Raw genomic sequence first — 18,193 nt, 5'->3', positions numbered from 1 at the left:
TTCTGAAATCCTAAGAATCCTTGAAATCCGCAGGAATTTTCCTGCGGATTTTTTTGCGCAGAAAAGAAACCCTGTCCGAATGGACAGGGTTTTTACTGTTTTTAGTTGATCTTAAACATGGAAGCACCGTGGACATCTACCAGATAGGCGGGATAGAGTTCTACATCAATATCATCGCTGCTCCAAACGGAAATATTCTCAATTTTGCCAACAACAGTGATCAAGTCGCCTTCTTCAAATTTGACAACATCTTCAGAAGGAAGATCCAGATAGGTTTTGACTGCGCCAAGCCCCAAAACAACGGACCCATCAGAATTGATATCAGAAACAATAACTTCGGAATTTGTAACGACCTGCCCAACAAATTCTTCAACCATTCTTGCTTCATTTGCGGCAGTACCATCTACGATTGCCTGACGGTACTGAGGATCCATTTCTACTGCCGTATTGAAGATAAATTGCGGACAGTGACAGATATTGAATTATATAGGTTGGCGGAGGTATTGGATGTCTCTATCGAGGATTTGTTTGAGAATATAGAAGAAAAAACGATTTGAAAAAAAAACAGTTGACAGATGGGAAAAGGATTGTTATAATAAGTCCATAAGTTAGCTAATACTAACTTAGAGAATTATTCTACAAAATCCGAATGAGCCAATCGGAAAACTTCAAAAACACTTTCTACATACGAAAAGACGGGGAAATGCCCGTCTTTTCGTATGTAGAAAGAAAGGCAAAGCAATTTTTTATTGAGGATTTATTGAGAAAAAGAAATCAACTATGGAAAGAAATACTATTGACAGGGTAGGAGTTGATTGTTATAATAAATCCGTAACCGTTAGTCATAGCTAACTCAATGGAGAATAATTATGATAGATGGTATTATTATTTTCATCATCGTGGTTCTTGCGGTGATATCTATAAAGAAATATAAATCCAATATGAAATATGGCTGCTGCGGTTCCGGAAACAGCGGAACAGGCAGAAGGGTGGAGGTTGCAGATAAAGACCCTGCCAACTATCCCTATCATGCGGTTTTGAGCATCAAAGGAATGAGCTGCGAAAACTGTGTGCGCTATGTGGAAAATGCATTGAATGAACAGGAAGGCATTTGGGCGCAGGCGGATTTGAAAATGAATGCGGCTTTTGTCCGGATGAAAAAGCCATATACAGAGGAAGAATTTAGCCGTATTCTCCATCGAGCAGGATACACAGTAACAGAAGTAAAAGATCGCAATCCCTCCGAATGAGCCATTCGGTGAAAGCAAGCATATAGTACACCTCTTTCTACATAAAAATGTGACGGGTTTTTCCCGTCACATTTTTATTTTGTGGAAAAATAGGATTTTTTGCAAGGGAAATCCTGTTAAGTTATTGACAGCTAACTTATATTCGTTTATACTAACGAATGGAATTAGTTGCTGCTAACTATTAGAGCAGTGAAATGGGGGTTGTGAAAGTGAAACACACCACAAGTGCAAAAAAAGAAGATTCTATGGATTTGGAGAAATTTCGTATTCAGATGCAGCGGGAAATGATATTGCAGAAGCTGAAGGAAGGCGGATATCGTATCACAAAGCAGCGGATTGCTGTGATTGATATTATTTTGGAAAACGACTGCGGCAGCTGCAAGGAAATCTTCTATAAAACGGCAAAAATCAACAAAAAGATTGGCGCAGCCACCATCTACCGCACCATCAATATGTTGGAAGAGATTGGTGCCATCAATCGAAGAAACCTGTACAAGCTTTCTGATCTGACAGGAGGCAGCGGGGAAGAGATGGTTCTGGTGTTGCTGGAGGATGGAGAGGAGCTGCAGCTGACTTCGGAAGAATGGAACGAAGTGCTGCAAATGGGATTACAGGCATGTGGCTATCTGGAGGATGAAAAGATCGTTTCTGTGGTGAATGGCTGAAATATAAAGGCATAATTGATAAAATATATCATTAAAAATTGTTAGATTTGACTAATTTTGGCTTGGGTTGTTATGATAGAATCAAATGAAAATAGCGTTTTTTGTATGATGAAAAGGATTAATTTGAAAAACAGAATAGGAGGGACAACATGAAAAACCATAAAACTTGGGCATGGCTTTGCGTGGTCTGTTTCTTTATGACAATGCTGACTGGTTATAAACGTACTTGAAGGAGGTTTTATATATGTTGAATAAATGTATCAATTGCTTGGCAAATGTGAAAGTGGATAAAATTGCTGTTTTTGTTGGCGGTGTATTGTTTGGCACAGCTGGTTTGAAGGTTTTGAGCAGCAAGGATGCGAAAAAGGTATATACCCATGGCACAGCTGCGGTGCTGCGGGCAAAGGACTGTGTGATGAAGACCACCACAACAGTGCAGGAAAATGCGGAAGATATTCTGGCAGAAGCAAAACAGATCAACGAAGAACGCTATGAAATGGAGAAAAACTCCGTAGAAACTGCAGAAGAAACAGAAGAAGAATAAGCATGTGATTTCTGACGGAGCCTTTGGCTCCGTTTTTTCTATGGGGGTGGAAGAATGGATTTTCAAATCAAGCATGAAATGAAGGGGAGGCTTCGTGTGCATCTGCTGCAAAAGCGGATGACCTGTGCCCAAGCAGATACTCTGTTATATTATCTGCACAGCCTGCCCGGCGTAACACTGGCAAAGGTCTATGAAAAGACCGGTGACGCAGTCCTTTGTTATACCTGCGGCAGGGAAGAAGTGATCCGCGGCTTGAAGCAGTTCGCTTATGAAAAAGTGGAATTGCCGGAAGCATTGGCAGAACATTCTGGCAGAGCCCTGAATGCCAAGTATCAGGCAAAGCTGATGCAGCAGACGGCTGTCCATTTTGGGAAAAAGCTGTTGATCCCCTATTCCGTAAGGGCGGTTCTGACGGCGGTAAAATCTGTGAAATATATCTACAGAGGGGTTCATTGCCTGCTGCAGCGGAAAATAGAAGTTGGCGTATTGGATGCCATTGCTATTGGCGTTTCCGTATTCCGGGGGGAAATGGATACGGCAAGCTCCGTTATGTATTTGCTGGGCATCGGGGAAACCTTGGAAGAATGGACCCATAAGAAATCTGTGGATGATTTGGCCAGAAGTATGTCTTTGAATGTCAGCAAGGTTTGGCTGCTGCAGGATGGGCAGGAAATCCTGGTTTCTGCAAAAGAAATTGAAATTGGCGATAGTGTTGTTGTCCGTATGGGCAATGTGATTCCTTTTGACGGCATCATCCGCAGTGGGGAAGCCATGGTCAATCAGGCTTCTATGACAGGGGAAGCCCTGCCCGTTCGGAAGGAAAAAGACAGCTATGTTTACGCCGGAACGGTGGTAGAGGAAGGCGAGATCATTCTGCAGGTGAAAGAGACCAGCGGCTCTACCCGTTTTGAAAAAATCGTGACGATGATCGAAGATTCTGAAAAACTGAAATCCGCAGTGGAAAGCCGGGCGGAACATCTGGCGGATAGACTGGTGCCGTATACACTGCTGGGAACAGGTCTGGTTTATGGCATCACAAGAAATACAACAAAAGCACTGGCAGTGCTGATGGTGGATTTCTCCTGTGCGCTGAAACTGGCAATGCCCATTTCTGTGCTTTCTGCCATTCGGGAAGCGAGCCTGCATAATATTACCGTGAAAGGGGGCAAATATCTGGAGGCAGTGGCGGAAGCAAAGACCATTGTTTTCGATAAAACAGGTACCCTGACAAAGGCCCGCCCTACTGTGCGGGAGGTATATTCCTTCTGTGAGAAGAGCGAAGATGAAATGCTGTGTATCGCTGCCTGCCTGGAGGAACATTTCCCCCATTCCATGGCGAAAGCTGTGGTGACAGCGGCTTTGGAAAAAGGACTGGAACATGAAGAAACTCATTCTAAGGTGGAATATATTGTTGCCCATGGCATTGCGACGACCATCGAGGAGCAAAAAGTTGTCATCGGCAGTTTTCATTTTGTATTTGAGGATGAAGGCTGTATCATTGACCCGGCCTATCAGGAAAAATTTGACAGCCTGCCCAAACAGTATTCCCACCTGTATCTGGCAGTGAATGGCAAGCTGGCAGCAGTTATCTGTATTGAGGATCCCTTGCGGGAAGAAGCAACAGATGTGATCCGCAGCCTGAAAGAAGTTGGGTTTGAAAAAGTCGTGATGATGACAGGAGATAATGCGCATACAGCGGCATCCATCGCGGCTCGGGTAGGCATTGATGAATATTATTCCGAAGTGCTGCCTGAGGATAAAGCGGAATTTATCCGCAAAGAAACGGAAAACGGGAATAAGGTTATCATGATCGGCGATGGCATCAATGATTCCCCCGCGCTCTCTGCGGCAGATGTTGGTATTGCCATCAGTGATGGTGCGGAAATTGCCCGCGAGATTGCGGATATTACCATTGCGGCAGATGATTTGCATGAGATTGTGAAACTGAAACGGTTGAGCGACCTTTTGATGAAGCGTATCCAGCAAAACTATCGTTTGATTGTTGGCATTAATGCCAGCCTGATCGTTCTGGGGGTTGCGGGCTTCCTGATGCCTACCACATCGGCAATGCTCCATAATGCCTCTACGTTGGCGATTAGTTTGAAAGGCATGAGCAATTTGTTAGGAAAATAAAAAGAGCCCTAAAAGGGAAAGGAACCATTTTGTGCGGACAGTACAAAATGGTTCCTTTCAAAAGGGCTCTTTTTTATTTAGAATTTTATTTCCTTGGGCGCTTCTGTAAAAGAAGAAAAGGTTGCTGTTGCATCCTTCAGATACAGCACTTCTGTGTTATCATCTGTGGGGGAATACATCTTTTTCAGAGAAGGATAGTTATCCAGCATATGTTCCTTTGCTTCCACTCTTTCATCCCGCACCAGTGTGCCGGCGACGCGGAGCCATTTCTTGCCGTCAAAGGCACAAAGCTCTACTTTGGGATTGGCGGCAATCTGTTTGGAAACTTCCTTGCTTTTCCCTGTTTGGATATACAGCTTATTTTCAAATAAATCGATGGTGCCAAAGGGGCGAACCCGGGGCTGACCATTTTCTTCCACAGTTGCCAGGTAATAGGTACTACATTTTTTCAAAAATTCATATACTTCCTGCATCATATCATCCTCCTTTGTATTTGTATCTATTACATCCATTATAGCATGAAAATATAGCATGAAAAAGAGCTTTGTTCATGCCTGTTTTTTCGGGAAGAGGAGGGATTCTGTGGATTTTTCCTAAGAAACAGGGTATAATCAGAATGATATCGCTTGTAATACTTGGAAAATCGAGGGGGTTATTTATGGAATTATTGATTCAAATTGTATCATTGGTCATTGGTTTTGTGATGTTGGTGAAAGGCGCCGATTGGTTTGTGGAAGGGGCCTCCAATATTGCAGATAAATTTGGCATTCCGCCCCTGGTGATCGGGCTGACCATTGTGGCCATGGGCACCAGTGCCCCGGAAGCAGCAGTCAGCATTTCTGCGGCATTGAAGGGCAGTGCGGAAATCACCATCGGGAATGTGTTGGGCAGTAATATTCTGAATGTTCTGCTGATTTTGGGGCTGACAGCGGTGATCCGTGTGATTGGCGTACAGCGTTCCACCGTCCGCTATGAGATTCCCTTTGTAATCTTCGTATCCATTCTTCTGGCAGTGCTGGGGCTGGGGGATTCTGTTATCAGCCGCTGGGAAGGTGTGATCTTATGGGGCTTTATGATCCTGTATCTGCTTTATCTGTTGCATATGGCCAGAAATGGGATCGTGGAAGAGGCGGCAGAAGAGGAAGCCCCGAAATCCATGATCAGATTGTTGTTTTTGGTTGTCATCGGTGTGGCGCTGATTGTTTGGGGCAGCGATGTGGCGGTCAATGCGGCAACGGAGATTGCCCGTATTTTCCACCTGAGCGAACGGATCATCGGCCTGACGATCGTAGCACTGGGAACCTCCCTGCCGGAATTGGTGACCAGCGTGACGGCAGCGGTCAAAGGGAAATCGGAGATTGCTGTGGGGAATATCGTCGGCAGCAATTTGTTTAATATCCTGTTTGTGGTTGGCACGACAGCCCTCATCACACCTGTGGTATACAGTGCATCTTTCTTGGTGGACAGTATCGTTGCGGTGGCGGCAGTGGTGCTTCTGCTGCTGTGCGTAATCAGAAAACATGAGTTGAATCGCCTGGGGGGCGCCGTCCTGCTGGTGGGGTATGGTGCATATTTTGTGAATCTGATCACCGTGTAGTACGGTTGCTGAAAATGCTTGAAAGAATCAAATCTATCTTAAAAAAGGAAAGAGGTAAGCAGTGTCAGAATGGGATTCGACACTGCTTTTTGACCAAATAAGGGGATTAATTTGCATCTTTGTATCAATTCTGATACAATCGTAGCATGATATATAAGGAAAAGGTCATTTGGAAAGGTTGCTTTTAGCAGCCAATGGAAAAGAAAGGAAAAGAAGCATGCATATTCGTTATTATAAAGAATATTCTCATCATCTGCATCGGGATATGGAATTTAAGGTATATGGCCACGCAGGGCTGCCCATTGTGGTTTTCCCCTGTCAGGATGGGAAATTTTATGATTTTGAAGATCGCGGTATGGTTGCCTCCGTTGCGGGTCATCTGGAAAATGGACAGTTACAGCTGTTTTGCGTTTCCTGTGTGGATGAAGAAACCTGGAGTGCCGGCGGGGGCGATTATCATGGACGTATTCTGTGGCATGAACAATGGTTCAAATATCTCTGCGAGGAATTTATGCCCCGCCTGCATCAGATCCACGCAGAAACAGACCCTACGCCCTATTATGGCAAGGTCATTCTCAGCGGTGCCAGCATGGGGGGCTACCATTGTGTAAATTTCTACCTGCGCAGACCCGATCTTTTTGGGGGCTGCCTCTCTTTGAGCGGCCTGTTCCATGCGGGGTATTTCTTCCCCAATTATGATGATGTGGATATTTATTATAATTCCCCTGTGGATTATCTGCCCCAGATGCCCTATGATCATCCTTTGGTGGAGCAGTTCCGCCGGGGGAAGATCATCATCTGCTGCGGCCAAGGTGCATGGGAGGATGAAGCCAAAGCTGATGCCCGTATCATGCAGGAACAGTTTAACCGCCTGAATGTACCCGCATGGATAGACCTTTGGGGCGAAGATGTGAACCACGACTGGCCCTGGTGGCTCATCCAATTCCCTTATTTCGTCAACAAACTGTTGGGAGATTGAGGAAAAACAGCCTTGCCTTTTTGGAAAGGCGGGTATATAATGAAACTGCAAGTGAATAGCCAGCGGGGAGCTTGTGAAACAGGCTGAGAGGAAGGAAAAACCTTCGACCCATACACCTGATTTGGATAATGCCAACGTAGGGACGCCTGAAAAAGACAGTACAAGGGAAGTTGCCAAATCGGTGTAACTTCCCTTTTGTGTTATAGCGGAGAAAGCCGTTTTCAGACGATGTAAGCATTGAATTTGTTTACGAAAGTCAATGCTTACATCGTTTGAAAATGATTTGCGTAGCAACATCATGAGTAAGGCGAAGCCTTACGAATGGCTTTCTATTCGTTTTTCATAAAAAAGGAGGTGAAAAGAATGGTGAAGATCAATGGAGAAACCTTTGATATCGCCGGCAAAACACTGGCAGAGTATTTGGCGTCCGCAAAGTATGATTCCACGCGCATCGCTGTTGAGCGCAACGGCCAAATCATACCCAAAGCAAAATATGACGAAACAGTTCTGCAGGAGGGTGATGTCATCGAAGTAGTCAATTTTGTGGGAGGTGGTTGAGTTGCGCTGTATTCCAAGCAAGGAAGACATGCAGCGAGCACTGGAAGCAAGGCACGGAAAAGACCTGCAGCAGAAATTCAACAACAGCACCGTTGCCATCTGCGGCTTAGGCGGATTGGGCTCCAATATTGCCGTTTCTTTGGCAAGGGCGGGCATCGGCAAGCTGATCTTGGTGGATTTCGATCAGGTGGATATTTCCAACCTGCATCGGCAGCAATATAAAGCAGATCAGATCGGACGCTTCAAAACAGAAGCTCTGGCGGAAAACCTGCGGGAGATCGCCCCTTATATAGAGGTGGAGACCCATACAGTCCGCGTAACGGAGGAAAATATAGAAGCGCTCCTTTCGGAAGCTGATATCATCTGCGAGGCCTTTGACAGGGCGGAAGCAAAAGCCATGCTGGCGGGTGGTGTGCTGGAAAAATTACATACAAAATACCTGATCGCTGCTTCCGGAATGGCGGGGCTGGGCTCCGCAAACAGTATCCAAACCAGAAGGATCACAAACCGTTTTTACCTATGCGGGGATGGAATCAGCGATGTGGCAGATGCCATGGGATTGGTATCGTCCCGTGTGATGCTGTGTGCAGCGCATCAGGCGCACATGGTTTTGCGTATCCTTTCTGGAAATTTTGAACCATGATTCGAAGAAAAAAAGAAAGAAGGGATTTTCATGCAGAAAGAAGACAAACTCATCATCGGCGGGCACGAATTTAACTCCAGATTTATTCTGGGTTCCGGGAAATATTCCCTGAAGCTGATTGAAGCGGCTGTGAAAGATGCCGGCGCAGAAATCATCACATTGGCTGTACGCCGTGCCAATACAAAGGAACAGGAAAACATTCTGGACTACATTCCCAAGAATGTAACATTACTGCCCAATACTTCCGGCGCAAGAAATGCGGAAGAAGCCGTACGTATTGCCCGCCTGGCAAGGGAATTGGGCTGCGGCAACTTTGTAAAAGTAGAAATCATGCGCGACAGCAAATATCTGCTGCCCGATAACTATGAAACCATCAAAGCTACAGAAATTCTGGCAAAGGAAGGCTTCGTGGTAATGCCTTATATGTACCCTGACCTGAATGTGGCAAGAGATTTGGTAAACGCAGGCGCAGCGACGATCATGCCTCTGGCTTCTCCCATCGGTTCCAATAAAGGGCTGGCAACCAGAGAATTTATTCAGATTTTGGTGGATGAGATCGACCTGCCGATTATCGTAGACGCAGGCATCGGCAGACCTTCTCAGGCTTGCGAAGCTATGGAAATGGGCGCAGCGGCAATCATGGCCAATACAGCACTGGCAACAGCAGGCGACCTGCCCCTGATGGCAGCGGCATTCCGTCAGGCCATCGAAGCAGGTAGAAAAGCATACCTTTCCGGCTTGGGCAGAGTGCTGACAAGGGGCGCATCCGCATCGGATCCTCTGACAGGCTTCCTGCATGAATAAGGAGGGGATAATATGGAAAATCAATTTTTTGTAGATTCTGAGTATCTTTCTCCCGAAGCATTGAAGCGGAAGCATGAACTGGAAACCAACCCTGCATCCAGAAAGAACCACATGGAATATCTGCCGGGAATGGAGATCATCGAATCTGAGATTTGCGAAACCGTTATGAGCCAGATGAAGGCATACGATTATTCTCAATATACAGCAAAGGATGTCCGTGCGGCGTTGGACCATGAGATTTGTTCTGTAGAGGATTTTAAGGCATTGCTTTCCCCTGCGGCAGAACCATTCCTGGAAGAAATGGCACAGAAGGCCAGAATGGAAACCAGCAAGCATTTCGGCAACACGGTCTATCTGTTCACCCCCCTGTATATCGCTAACTATTGCGAGAATTACTGTGTATACTGCGGCTTCAACTGCTATAACCACATCAACCGCATGAAGCTTTCCATGGAGCAGATCGAAAAGGAAATGAAGGTCATTGCCGACAGCGGTATGGAAGAAATCCTGATTTTGACCGGGGAAAGCCGTTCTATGAGCAATGTGGAATATATCGGTGAAGCTTGTAAGCTGGCAAGAAAATATTTCCGTATGGTTGGCTTGGAAATTTACCCTGTGAATACGGATGAATACCGTTATCTTCACGAATGCGGTGCGGATTATGTGACCGTTTTCCAGGAAACCTATGACACAGTGAAATATGAAACCCTGCATCTGCTGGGGCATAAAAGAGTTTGGCCCTATCGCTTTGATGCCCAGGAAAGAGCACTTCGAGGCGGCATGAGAGGGGTAGCATTCTCTGCGCTGCTGGGGCTTTCTGATTTCAGGAAGGACGCATTGGCAAGCGCACTGCATGTATATTATCTGCAGAGAAAATATCCCCATGCGGAAATGTCCTTATCCTGTCCCAGACTGAGACCCATCATCAATAACGATAAGATCAGTCCTTTGGATGTGGGCGAAAAGCAGCTGTGCCAGATCCTCTGTGCATATCGTATTTTCCTGCCTTTCGTAGGGATCACCGTATCTTCCAGAGAAAGCAAATCTTTCCGGGACGGTATTGTAAAAATTGCCGCAACGAAGGTATCTGCCGGGGTTTCCACGGGTATTGGCGACCATGAAAGTAAATACACCGGGAAGGAGGCAGACGGTACGGAAGGCGACGAGCAGTTTGAAATCAACGATGACCGCAGCTTCCAGAAAATGTATGAGGATATGGCGGAGGAAGGCTTGCAGCCCGTACTGAATGATTATCTGTATGTATGATATTTTGTGTGTAACGAACCGAAGCCTTTGCAAAGAGGATTTTTTGCAGAGAGTGGAGAAGATCGCAGCATGTAGACCCAAGGGGATCATCCTGCGGGAAAAAGATTTCACGGAAGAAGAGTACAAAAAACTGGCAGAGCAGGTATGTAAGCTCTGCAAGAGATACGAAGTTCCCTGTATGCTGCACAGCTTTGCAGATGCGGCCATCGAACTGGGAGCGGAGAATATCCATTTGCCCTTACCTGTTTTAAGGGAATTGGATGAGAAGAAAAAAGAAAAATTCAAGAAAATTGGCGCATCCTGCCATTCAGTGGAAGAGGCGCAGGAAGCAGAACGATTGGGATGTACCTACATCACAGCGGGGCATGTATTTGCCACCGATTGCAAGAAGGGTCTTCCTCCCAGAGGATTGACATTTTTGCAGGCAGTCTGCCAAAGCGTATCCATTCCTGTTTATGCCATCGGCGGCATTAGCAGGGAAAATATCGATTCTGTTCGCCAAGCGGGCGCAAAGGGTGCCTGCATCATGAGCGGATTGATGAAATGCGAGGATGTGGAGCAATTTTTAAAGGCTTTGAAATAAAAGCATATTTGAGAGAAAAGTAAATAGTAGGTGAGTGTATTTCTGATCGATTCCTTTTTGGAAGGAACGGCCCGCAGGGGCGGGAGGATAGAAGGGGAGCGCCTTGTGTCCTGCAGAGATATAACAGCGATGGGAAGCCGTGTTCCGGCGTGAGAGGAAGCCATGAAGTTTCGACCGATAATTCTGAATGTATCCCCCAAGGGGGAAGTGTATGCTTCAGGGAGAGCGCTGTTATATCCATCGTTCTCCCTGAACGATAAAAAAGGAGACGTTTGAGAATGAAAGACACAAAAACCAGAAAGTTATGCTTTGCCGGTATCTTCTGCGCAGTGGCGGTAGTCGGCAGTTTATTCTATATTCCCGTTTTTGGGAGCAAATGTGTACCCGTACAACACATGGTAAATATTTTATGTGCTGTTATTTTAGGGCCTTTTTATGGGGTGGCCGTGGCCTTTTGCGCCAGCGTCATCCGCAATTTGCTGGGCATTGGCAGCCTGATGGCCTTTCCCGGCAGTATGATCGGCGCATTGCTTTGCGGCATCGCCTATTGGAAAACAAAAAATATCCCGCTGACTTTGATTGCCGAAGTCTTTGGAACAGCGGTTTTGGGCGGCCTGTGCGCCTATCCGATTGCCATTTTCTTTATGGGGATGCAGGCGGGGGAGATCGCTTTTTATGCCTATGTGGTTCCTTTCCTGATCTCTACGGCAGGGGGAGCCATCCTTTCCGGCATTTTGCTGGGAGCATTGCGGAAAACAGGCGTTTTGGCCAAGGTTTGAGAAAAGGAGGAATAAAGTATGTTGAAGGAAATGCTTGACAATGTAAGAGAAAAATGCCCTTTGATCCATAATATTACCAATTATGTAACGGTGAACGATTGTGCGAATATTTTATTGGCCTGCGGCGGCTCGCCCATCATGGCCGATGATGTGGATGAGGCGGAGGAGATCACCTCCATCTGCGGCGGGCTGAATATCAATATCGGTACATTGAACCAGCGTACTATCCCTGCGATGCATCTGGCGGGCAAAAAAGCCAACGAGCTGGGACATCCCTCTGTTTTAGACCCCGTTGGGGCAGGGGCGTCGAACCTAAGAACAAAAACGGCGCAGGAATTGATAGAAAATATCAAATTTACCGTCATTCGGGGGAATATCTCTGAAATCAAAACACTGGCCTTGGGCACAGGTGGCGCAAAGGGCGTGGATGCCGATGTGGCAGATAAAGTAACAAAGGAAAATCTGCCCCAAGCAGTAGCCTTTGCCAAGGAATTCGCCAAGAAAACTGGGGCGGTCATCGCTATCACCGGTGCCATTGATATCGTTGCCGATGGGGAAAAGGCCTTCTGCATCTATAACGGTCATCCCATGATGAGCAGCATCACCGGCACAGGCTGTCAGCTTTCCGCTATGACAGCGGCTTACGTGACAGCCAACCCGGAAAGCCCTCTGGAAGCCGCAGCAGCGGCAGTCTGCGCCATGGGTATCTGCGGGGAAAAGGCTCATGCAAGATTGACGGAACAGGACGGCAATTCCAGCTATAGAAATTATATCATCGATGCTATTTTCCACCTGAATGGAGAGGAATTGGAGAAATGTGCTAAATACGAAATTTTTTAAGGAGATGAAAGCATGAAATGTGATAAAGAGACCATGCTGCTCTATGCTGTAACGGACAGAGCATGGACAGGCAAGCAGACCCTGATGGAACAGGTGGAAGCAGCTTTGAAGGGGGGCGCAACCTGCATACAGCTCAGAGAAAAGGAACTGGACGAAGAAAGCTTTTTGCAGGAAGCTGTGGAAATGAAGGGTTTGTGTGAAAGATATGGCGTGCCCTTCATCGTTAACGATAATGTAGATATCGCCATCAAATGCAAGGCGGATGGCATCCATGTGGGCCAGAAGGATATGGAAGCAGGCAATGTGCGGGCCTTGGTGGGCGAAGGGATGATCGTCGGTGTTTCCGCACAGACCGTAGAACAGGCCATTGCGGCAGAAAAAGCCGGTGCCGATTATCTGGGCGTTGGTGCCATGTTCAGCACCACAACAAAGCTGGATGCTTTTGAGGTATCCCGGGAAACAGCTAAAGCCATCTGCGCAGCCGTATCCATTCCTGTGGTCGCCATCGGCGGCATCAATAAGAAAAACCTGCTGGAGCTTTCCGGCACAGGGGTAGATGGTGTGGCTCTGGTTTCTGCTATTTTCGGGGCAGAGGATATCGAAGCAGAATGCAAAGAACTGAAAGCACTTTCTGAGAAAATGACAAAGGCATGAGCCTTTTTGCGGCAGAAAAAAGAATTTGAAAGTTTGGAGGAATGAAGCATGAAAACAGCATTGACTATCGCCGGCAGTGATACCAGCGGCGGCGCAGGGATTCAGGCCGACCTGAAAACCATGACCATGAACGGCGTATTTGCTATGAGCGCCTTGACAGCGCTGACAGCCCAGAATACCGTGGGGGTGCAGGGGATTTTTGAAGTGACACCGGAATTTCTGGGGATGCAGATTGATAGTGTATTCACAGATATCCGCCCTGATGCGGTGAAGATCGGCATGGTTTCTTCTGCAGAACTGATCTCTGTCATTGCGGAAAAGCTGACGGCTTATCAGGCGGAAAATATTGTGGTAGACCCTGTCATGGTAGCCACCAGCGGCGCAAAACTCATCAGCGATGATGCTGTTTCTGCTTTAAAGGAAAAACTGCTGCCCTTGGCGGCGGTAGTAACCCCCAATATCCCCGAAGCGGAAGTCCTTTCCGGCATGCAGATTACATGCCCGGAGGATATGGTGAAGGCTGCGGAAAAAATCAGCAAAGAATATCATTGTGCAGTCCTCTGCAAGGGCGGCCACAGCATGAATGATGCCAACGATCTGCTCTATCACGATGGTACCTATCAATGGTTTAAAGGTAAGCGCATCGATAACCCCAATACCCACGGCACAGGCTGCACCCTTTCCAGTGCTATCGCAGCCAATCTGGCAAAAGGCAACGATCTGGCAACGGCAGTGGAACGGGCTAAGGAATATATTTCCGGCGCCTTGGCGGCCATGTTGGATTTGGGTGCAGGCAGCGGCCCCATGAACCATGCCTTCGATTTAAAAGAAAAATATACAAAATAAGCAATGCGAGACCATTCTGAAAAGAGTGGTCTTTTTTTCGGGATATGTGACAAATGCCCTTTTCCCTTGCATTTTCCTCCCTTTTCTATTACAGTAGAAATAGAATTTGAAATTTTGATGATACTACAGGGAAGCATTGGCTTTTTCGATGCAAAGGGGTACGTTATGGATATCAAAAATCTGATTACTTTTATACATGTGGCAGAATTGCACAGCTTTACCAAGGCGGGGGATAAGCTGGGCTATTCCCAATCTACGGTTTCTTTTCAGATTCGCCAGTTGGAAAATGAATTGGGGGTGCCTTTGTTTGAGCGCATTAATCGCACCGTCACCCTGACAGAACATGGCAGCCGTTTGCTGCGTTCTGCTTATAAGATTAATGAACTGCTGCAGGATTTTGCGGAGGAAATGCAGGGGGAGACAAAGGTTTGCGGGCAGGTGCGCCTGGCTATGGCCGATTCATTGAGCAACGAAGTCATTCGCCGTATTTTTCCGGAATTGCGCCGCAAATATCCCGGTATTACGCTGGAGTGTATCTCCGCCGGAACCCAGGAGATGTTCCGCCTGCTGAATCAAAATGAAGCAGATATCGTTTATACGTTGGATAAGCATATTTATGATACAAACTATGTGATTTTGCAGGAATCCCGCATCAGCGTGCATTTTGTCTGCGCTGCCGAGCATCCCTTGGCAGGGCGGGAGAATATTCCTCTGGAACAGCTGGTCAAGCAGCCCTTCCTGCTGACGGAAAGGGGAATGAGCTATCGCCGCTTGCTGGATGAACAGCTGGCAGCCCGTTCTTTGGAGATCCAGCCGGTTTTTGTCAGCGGCAATGCAGGGCTGATCTGCAATTTGGTGGAGCAAAATGCCGGAATTTCCTTGCTGCCGGATTATGTGACCGAATCTTATGTGGAAAAGGGCTCGGTGCAGTATCTGCACGTACCGGATTTGGATATCGAAGTTTGGACCCAGCTGCTGCATCATCGGGATAAATGGATTTCTGAGCCCATGGGTATTGTAATAGAATATCTGCGTCGCTGTGTGCTGTAAACAGCGGGAAAGAATTATGGAATCACAGGCTTTCGCAAAGAAAGCAAAGAAACAGAAAATGGGAGGAATCCTTGAGGAACAGGGATTCCTCCCATTTATTGTTTGGGAAGAGGTTGGGTATCTTTTATGGAGCTGCGATGGTTCGGCTGAAATGTAGCTGCAGCTGTGTTTTCACTGCAGTGGGTTCGCCATTTTTCAGGGCAGCCAGAATCTGTTCATGTTCTGCTACATTCATGGCTCTGTCCGTATCGGAATTCTGATGGTCATAGAGAACGACCAGATACAGTAAATTGAAGAAACCGGCATACAGACCTTCCAGCGTTTCATTTTTCAAAATTTTGATGAGGGAAACGTCAAATTCAATGGCGATTTTTGCAAAGGCATGGCCGCTTTCCGGGGAAGTATCTCCAATCAGGGCTTTTTGCCGGGAAAGGTGTTTTTCCATCTCCAGAATGAGCTGAGGGATCAGCCCCTGCTGCAGGCATTGCTCATAGCTGCCGATGAGCAAAATACGGGCAGTCTGCTGTACTTCTTCAAAAATTTTTTCATCGATTTGGATAACCTTAGGGCCTGCATTTGGTACAAATGTGATGAGATGCTCACTTTCCAGAATAGAAAGGGCCTCCCGGATGGGAGAATTGCTGACCCCCAATTCCTGAGAAAGCTCCAGCATATTTATTTTTTCGCCAAAGGTGTAGGTTTGGTCTAAAATGCGCTGTCGGATCAGGTCGCAGACCTGTTCTTTTATGGTGGTTTTCTTTAATGTACCCATAAATGCCTCTTTTCTAAGTCCCTTTTTCATAGATACCGTTCCTTGGTACGGAAAGGTTTTGATGCTTATTTCAAATTATAATGAAAAGGGAAAAGGCAGTCAATAGCCCCATTTTTCACAGAAAAGACGAGGAATGTTTGTGAAAGGATACAAAATGAAGGAATCTTGTGAAAAATCCATTGACATACGGAGGTAAAATGGTAAAATCAAATTATCGATTGTGCATAATGCGTAATTTGAATGCGAGAGATAGAAAAGAAAGGATGAACTGGCATGAAAAGCTTATTTACACCACTGAAAGCAGAAGGCCTGACAACACTGAAGATCAGACATAATTTTAAAGACGGCAGCTTCCGTTTCTATGCAGCAAAGGAATGGGAACCTGATTTTGATTTTTCCAAATATAATAAGGAATTTTATCTGGATGGTATTTTTACGGAAGATGCGGTATATCTGAATACAAAACAGGTAAGAGAACTGTACAGAAAATATGACTTGGAAGACTATTTCGATGAAATTCTGGATTTGATCCGCCAGGGAAAACATTTCGGCATCGACGCATATTACTATGAAAAATATGATATTCGCTTTATGATGCATGAACACAGCAGAAAGCTGGGGGTGCTGAATAAGAGCCATGCAATCATGGCAGGGGGTATCCGCAGACATTTCCCCGAAGAGGAAGAAAAAGAAGTTATCATCGATGGCCTGAACTTAGGTCGTGGCATGAGCTTTAAAAATATTGCCGGGAAACTGCCCTTTGGCGGCTGCAAGGCAACAGTACAGATGGATGAATTGGATATAACAAATATGGAGATCATGGGCTTTTTGGCGTATGCGCTGGATACGACAAGAGATATGACAGGCCCGGATATGAATTTCCCTACAGAAATGTCTGATGTGATGATTCGTGAAGGCTATTCCATGCAGTACACAGGCGGCCCCAGCGCAAAAACCGGCGAAACCGGCAAACCTACAGCTTACGGCGTATACCTTTCCATGAAACAGGCTGTCAAATTTAAAGAAGGTACCGAAAGCCTGGATGGCAAGAGCGTTGCCCTGATGGGGCTGGGGGCTGTTGGCTGGTATATGGGGGAACATCTGCTGAGTGAAGATGTCAAACTGTATGTAGCCGATATCAACCCTGCAAGAGCCCAGGAATTTGTGGATAAACACCCCGGCAGAGACGTTGAAATTGTCTCTGTAGAGGATGTATTGTATTTGGATGTGGATATCGTTTGCCCTTGCGCCATCGGCGGTATTCTGTATGATGAAAATATCCCGAAACTGAAATGCAAATATATCTGGGGCTCCGCAAACAATCAGCTGCGGGCATCCAGCCAGGAAGAAGAATACAGACTGGCAAAATTGGTGGCAGAGCATGGTGTGCTGTTCCAGTCTGAATGGTGGCATAACACGGCAGGCGTAATCTGCGGTGCGGAAGAATATCTGTATGATGGCGATGAAGCATCCCTGAAGAAGAAAGTAGAAGAAATCCTGCCCGTAAATACATGGAATAACCTGAACAGAGCAAAGGAACTGGGGGTAACGCCCACAGAAGCATGCTATTCTCTGTGCGAAGGTTTGCTTTACGAGGATTGAGCAGTTACATAAGAATCTGATATAAAAAGACCCGGAGAGAACTTCTCCGGGTTTTGTTGTGTTTATTTTGTATTGCAGCCATTTTTCTGTATGAAGAAATAATGCTGCTGATCCAGATAGTCACGGGCAATTTCCAGTGCTTCGCCGAAGCGCTGGAAGTGTACGATTTCCCGCTCCCGCAGGAAACGCAGGGGTGCCAGCACTTCCGGGTCATCCGTCAGGTCGATGAGATATTCATAGGTACTGCGGGCCTTCTGTTCTGCTGCCATATCCTCATACAGATCAGTGATAGGATCCCCTTTGGACTGCAGGCAGGTGGCATTGAAGGGGACACCGGCGGCGGAAGAGGGATATACACCTAATCCATGGTTCACATAATAGGGGTCTAAGCCGGCAGCAATGATCTGATCTTTCGTCAGCCCCTGTGTCAGTTGATGCACGATGGTTCCCATCATTTCCAGATGTGCCAGTTCCTCCGTGGCAATATCATTCAGGGTTGCTTTCGCTTCGGGGGTGACCATAGTGAATTTCTGGCTCAGATAGCGCAGGGTGGCGCCCAGTTCACCATCGGCGCCCCCTTTCTGCATTATGATATAGGTCTATCCGTCAAATAAAAACAGCTCAATGC

General features: G+C 46.5%; 21 protein-coding genes and 1 riboswitch. Of the genes, 17 read left to right on the top strand and 4 right to left on the bottom strand.

The window, feature by feature from the left end:
- Positions 1-101 precede the first annotated feature (101 nt).
- Complete coding sequence (locus tag ACI39P_RS05105; protein ID WP_439719606.1) at positions 102-434, bottom strand: hypothetical protein; 333 nt, start codon at positions 432-434, stop codon at positions 102-104.
- Positions 435-869: 435 nt separating this feature from the next.
- Here ACI39P_RS05105 and ACI39P_RS05100 point away from each other — a divergent pair, with 435 nt between their 5' ends.
- The 4 genes from ACI39P_RS05100 (at position 870) to ACI39P_RS05085 (ending at position 4,592) form a co-directional block, all read left to right on the top strand.
- Positions 870-1,250, top strand: a complete 381-nt coding sequence (locus ACI39P_RS05100; RefSeq protein WP_439719605.1) for a cation transporter — start codon at positions 870-872, stop codon at positions 1,248-1,250.
- Positions 1,251-1,459: 209 nt separating this feature from the next.
- Positions 1,460-1,915 (top strand): transcriptional repressor, encoded by a 456-nt coding sequence (locus ACI39P_RS05095; protein ID WP_439719604.1) that lies wholly within the window; start codon positions 1,460-1,462, stop codon positions 1,913-1,915.
- A 244-nt stretch (positions 1,916-2,159) separates the two neighbouring features.
- Positions 2,160-2,459 (top strand): DUF6110 family protein, encoded by a 300-nt coding sequence (locus ACI39P_RS05090; RefSeq protein WP_439719603.1) that lies wholly within the window; start codon positions 2,160-2,162, stop codon positions 2,457-2,459.
- 54 nt (positions 2,460-2,513) lie between these two features.
- Positions 2,514-4,592 (top strand): heavy metal translocating P-type ATPase, encoded by a 2,079-nt coding sequence (locus ACI39P_RS05085; protein WP_439719602.1) that lies wholly within the window; start codon positions 2,514-2,516, stop codon positions 4,590-4,592.
- Between the two features lie 77 nt (positions 4,593-4,669).
- Here the strand turns inward: ACI39P_RS05085 and ACI39P_RS05080 are convergent, their stop codons facing one another.
- Positions 4,670-5,068, bottom strand: a complete 399-nt coding sequence (locus tag ACI39P_RS05080; RefSeq protein WP_439719601.1) for a pyridoxamine 5'-phosphate oxidase family protein — start codon at positions 5,066-5,068, stop codon at positions 4,670-4,672.
- Between the two features lie 182 nt (positions 5,069-5,250).
- Between ACI39P_RS05080 and ACI39P_RS05075 the strand changes: the two genes are divergently transcribed.
- The 12 genes from ACI39P_RS05075 to ACI39P_RS05020 all read left to right on the top strand — a co-directional run bounded on the left by ACI39P_RS05075 (position 5,251) and on the right by ACI39P_RS05020 (position 15,191).
- The gene (locus tag ACI39P_RS05075; protein ID WP_439719600.1) at positions 5,251-6,189 is read left to right on the top strand and encodes a calcium/sodium antiporter; all 939 of its coding nucleotides are present in this window, start codon (positions 5,251-5,253) and stop codon (positions 6,187-6,189) included.
- Between the two features lie 217 nt (positions 6,190-6,406).
- A complete protein-coding gene (locus ACI39P_RS05070; RefSeq protein ID WP_439719599.1) occupies positions 6,407-7,168 on the top strand; it encodes an esterase family protein in 762 nt (253 codons plus the stop codon).
- Positions 7,169-7,222: 54 nt separating this feature from the next.
- A riboswitch (TPP riboswitch) is annotated at positions 7,223-7,329 on the top strand.
- 202 nt (positions 7,330-7,531) lie between these two features.
- A complete protein-coding gene (gene thiS / locus ACI39P_RS05065; protein ID WP_439719598.1) occupies positions 7,532-7,726 on the top strand; it encodes a sulfur carrier protein ThiS in 195 nt (64 codons plus the stop codon).
- Complete coding sequence (gene thiF, locus ACI39P_RS05060) at positions 7,719-8,369, top strand: thiamine biosynthesis protein ThiF (RefSeq protein ID WP_439719663.1); 651 nt, start codon at positions 7,719-7,721, stop codon at positions 8,367-8,369. The genes thiS and thiF overlap by 8 nt, the downstream gene beginning before the upstream one ends.
- Positions 8,370-8,399: 30 nt before the next feature.
- Positions 8,400-9,173, top strand: coding sequence for a thiazole synthase (locus tag ACI39P_RS05055; protein WP_439719597.1), 774 nt, complete (start codon positions 8,400-8,402; stop codon positions 9,171-9,173).
- A 12-nt stretch (positions 9,174-9,185) separates the two neighbouring features.
- The gene (gene thiH, locus ACI39P_RS05050; protein ID WP_439719596.1) at positions 9,186-10,439 is read left to right on the top strand and encodes a 2-iminoacetate synthase ThiH; all 1,254 of its coding nucleotides are present in this window, start codon (positions 9,186-9,188) and stop codon (positions 10,437-10,439) included.
- Positions 10,420-11,022 (top strand): thiamine phosphate synthase, encoded by a 603-nt coding sequence (locus ACI39P_RS05045; protein WP_439719595.1) that lies wholly within the window; start codon positions 10,420-10,422, stop codon positions 11,020-11,022. The genes thiH and ACI39P_RS05045 overlap by 20 nt, the downstream gene beginning before the upstream one ends.
- Before the next feature lie 278 nt (positions 11,023-11,300).
- Positions 11,301-11,801 (top strand): energy coupling factor transporter S component ThiW, encoded by a 501-nt coding sequence (thiW, locus tag ACI39P_RS05040; RefSeq protein WP_439719594.1) that lies wholly within the window; start codon positions 11,301-11,303, stop codon positions 11,799-11,801.
- An 18-nt stretch (positions 11,802-11,819) separates the two neighbouring features.
- Positions 11,820-12,641: a hydroxyethylthiazole kinase gene (gene thiM, locus ACI39P_RS05035; RefSeq protein ID WP_439719593.1), complete on the top strand. Its 822-nt coding sequence runs from the start codon at positions 11,820-11,822 to the stop codon at positions 12,639-12,641.
- A 12-nt stretch (positions 12,642-12,653) separates the two neighbouring features.
- Positions 12,654-13,295, top strand: coding sequence for a thiamine phosphate synthase (gene thiE / locus ACI39P_RS05030; RefSeq protein WP_439719592.1), 642 nt, complete (start codon positions 12,654-12,656; stop codon positions 13,293-13,295).
- Between the two features lie 48 nt (positions 13,296-13,343).
- Positions 13,344-14,141: a bifunctional hydroxymethylpyrimidine kinase/phosphomethylpyrimidine kinase gene (gene thiD, locus ACI39P_RS05025; protein ID WP_439719591.1), complete on the top strand. Its 798-nt coding sequence runs from the start codon at positions 13,344-13,346 to the stop codon at positions 14,139-14,141.
- A 165-nt stretch (positions 14,142-14,306) separates the two neighbouring features.
- The gene (locus tag ACI39P_RS05020) at positions 14,307-15,191 is read left to right on the top strand and encodes a LysR substrate-binding domain-containing protein (RefSeq protein WP_439719590.1); all 885 of its coding nucleotides are present in this window, start codon (positions 14,307-14,309) and stop codon (positions 15,189-15,191) included.
- A 124-nt stretch (positions 15,192-15,315) separates the two neighbouring features.
- Here the strand turns inward: ACI39P_RS05020 and ACI39P_RS05015 are convergent, their stop codons facing one another.
- The gene (locus ACI39P_RS05015) at positions 15,316-15,963 is read right to left on the bottom strand and encodes a GntR family transcriptional regulator (protein WP_439719589.1); all 648 of its coding nucleotides are present in this window, start codon (positions 15,961-15,963) and stop codon (positions 15,316-15,318) included.
- 273 nt (positions 15,964-16,236) lie between these two features.
- Here ACI39P_RS05015 and ACI39P_RS05010 point away from each other — a divergent pair, with 273 nt between their 5' ends.
- Positions 16,237-17,565: a Glu/Leu/Phe/Val dehydrogenase dimerization domain-containing protein gene (locus ACI39P_RS05010; RefSeq protein ID WP_439719588.1), complete on the top strand. Its 1,329-nt coding sequence runs from the start codon at positions 16,237-16,239 to the stop codon at positions 17,563-17,565.
- Positions 17,566-17,627: 62 nt separating this feature from the next.
- Here the strand turns inward: ACI39P_RS05010 and ACI39P_RS05005 are convergent, their stop codons facing one another.
- Positions 17,628-18,152, bottom strand: coding sequence for a manganese catalase family protein (locus ACI39P_RS05005; protein WP_439719587.1), 525 nt, complete (start codon positions 18,150-18,152; stop codon positions 17,628-17,630).
- Positions 18,153-18,193 lie beyond the last annotated feature (41 nt).

This window comes from Anaerotignum sp. (assembly GCF_051877975.1).
Classification (GTDB): Bacteria; Bacillota; Clostridia; order Lachnospirales; family Anaerotignaceae; genus Anaerotignum_A.
Note: the sequence above shows the minus strand (reverse complement) of the source record. Positions and strands in the feature narration are given on the sequence as shown.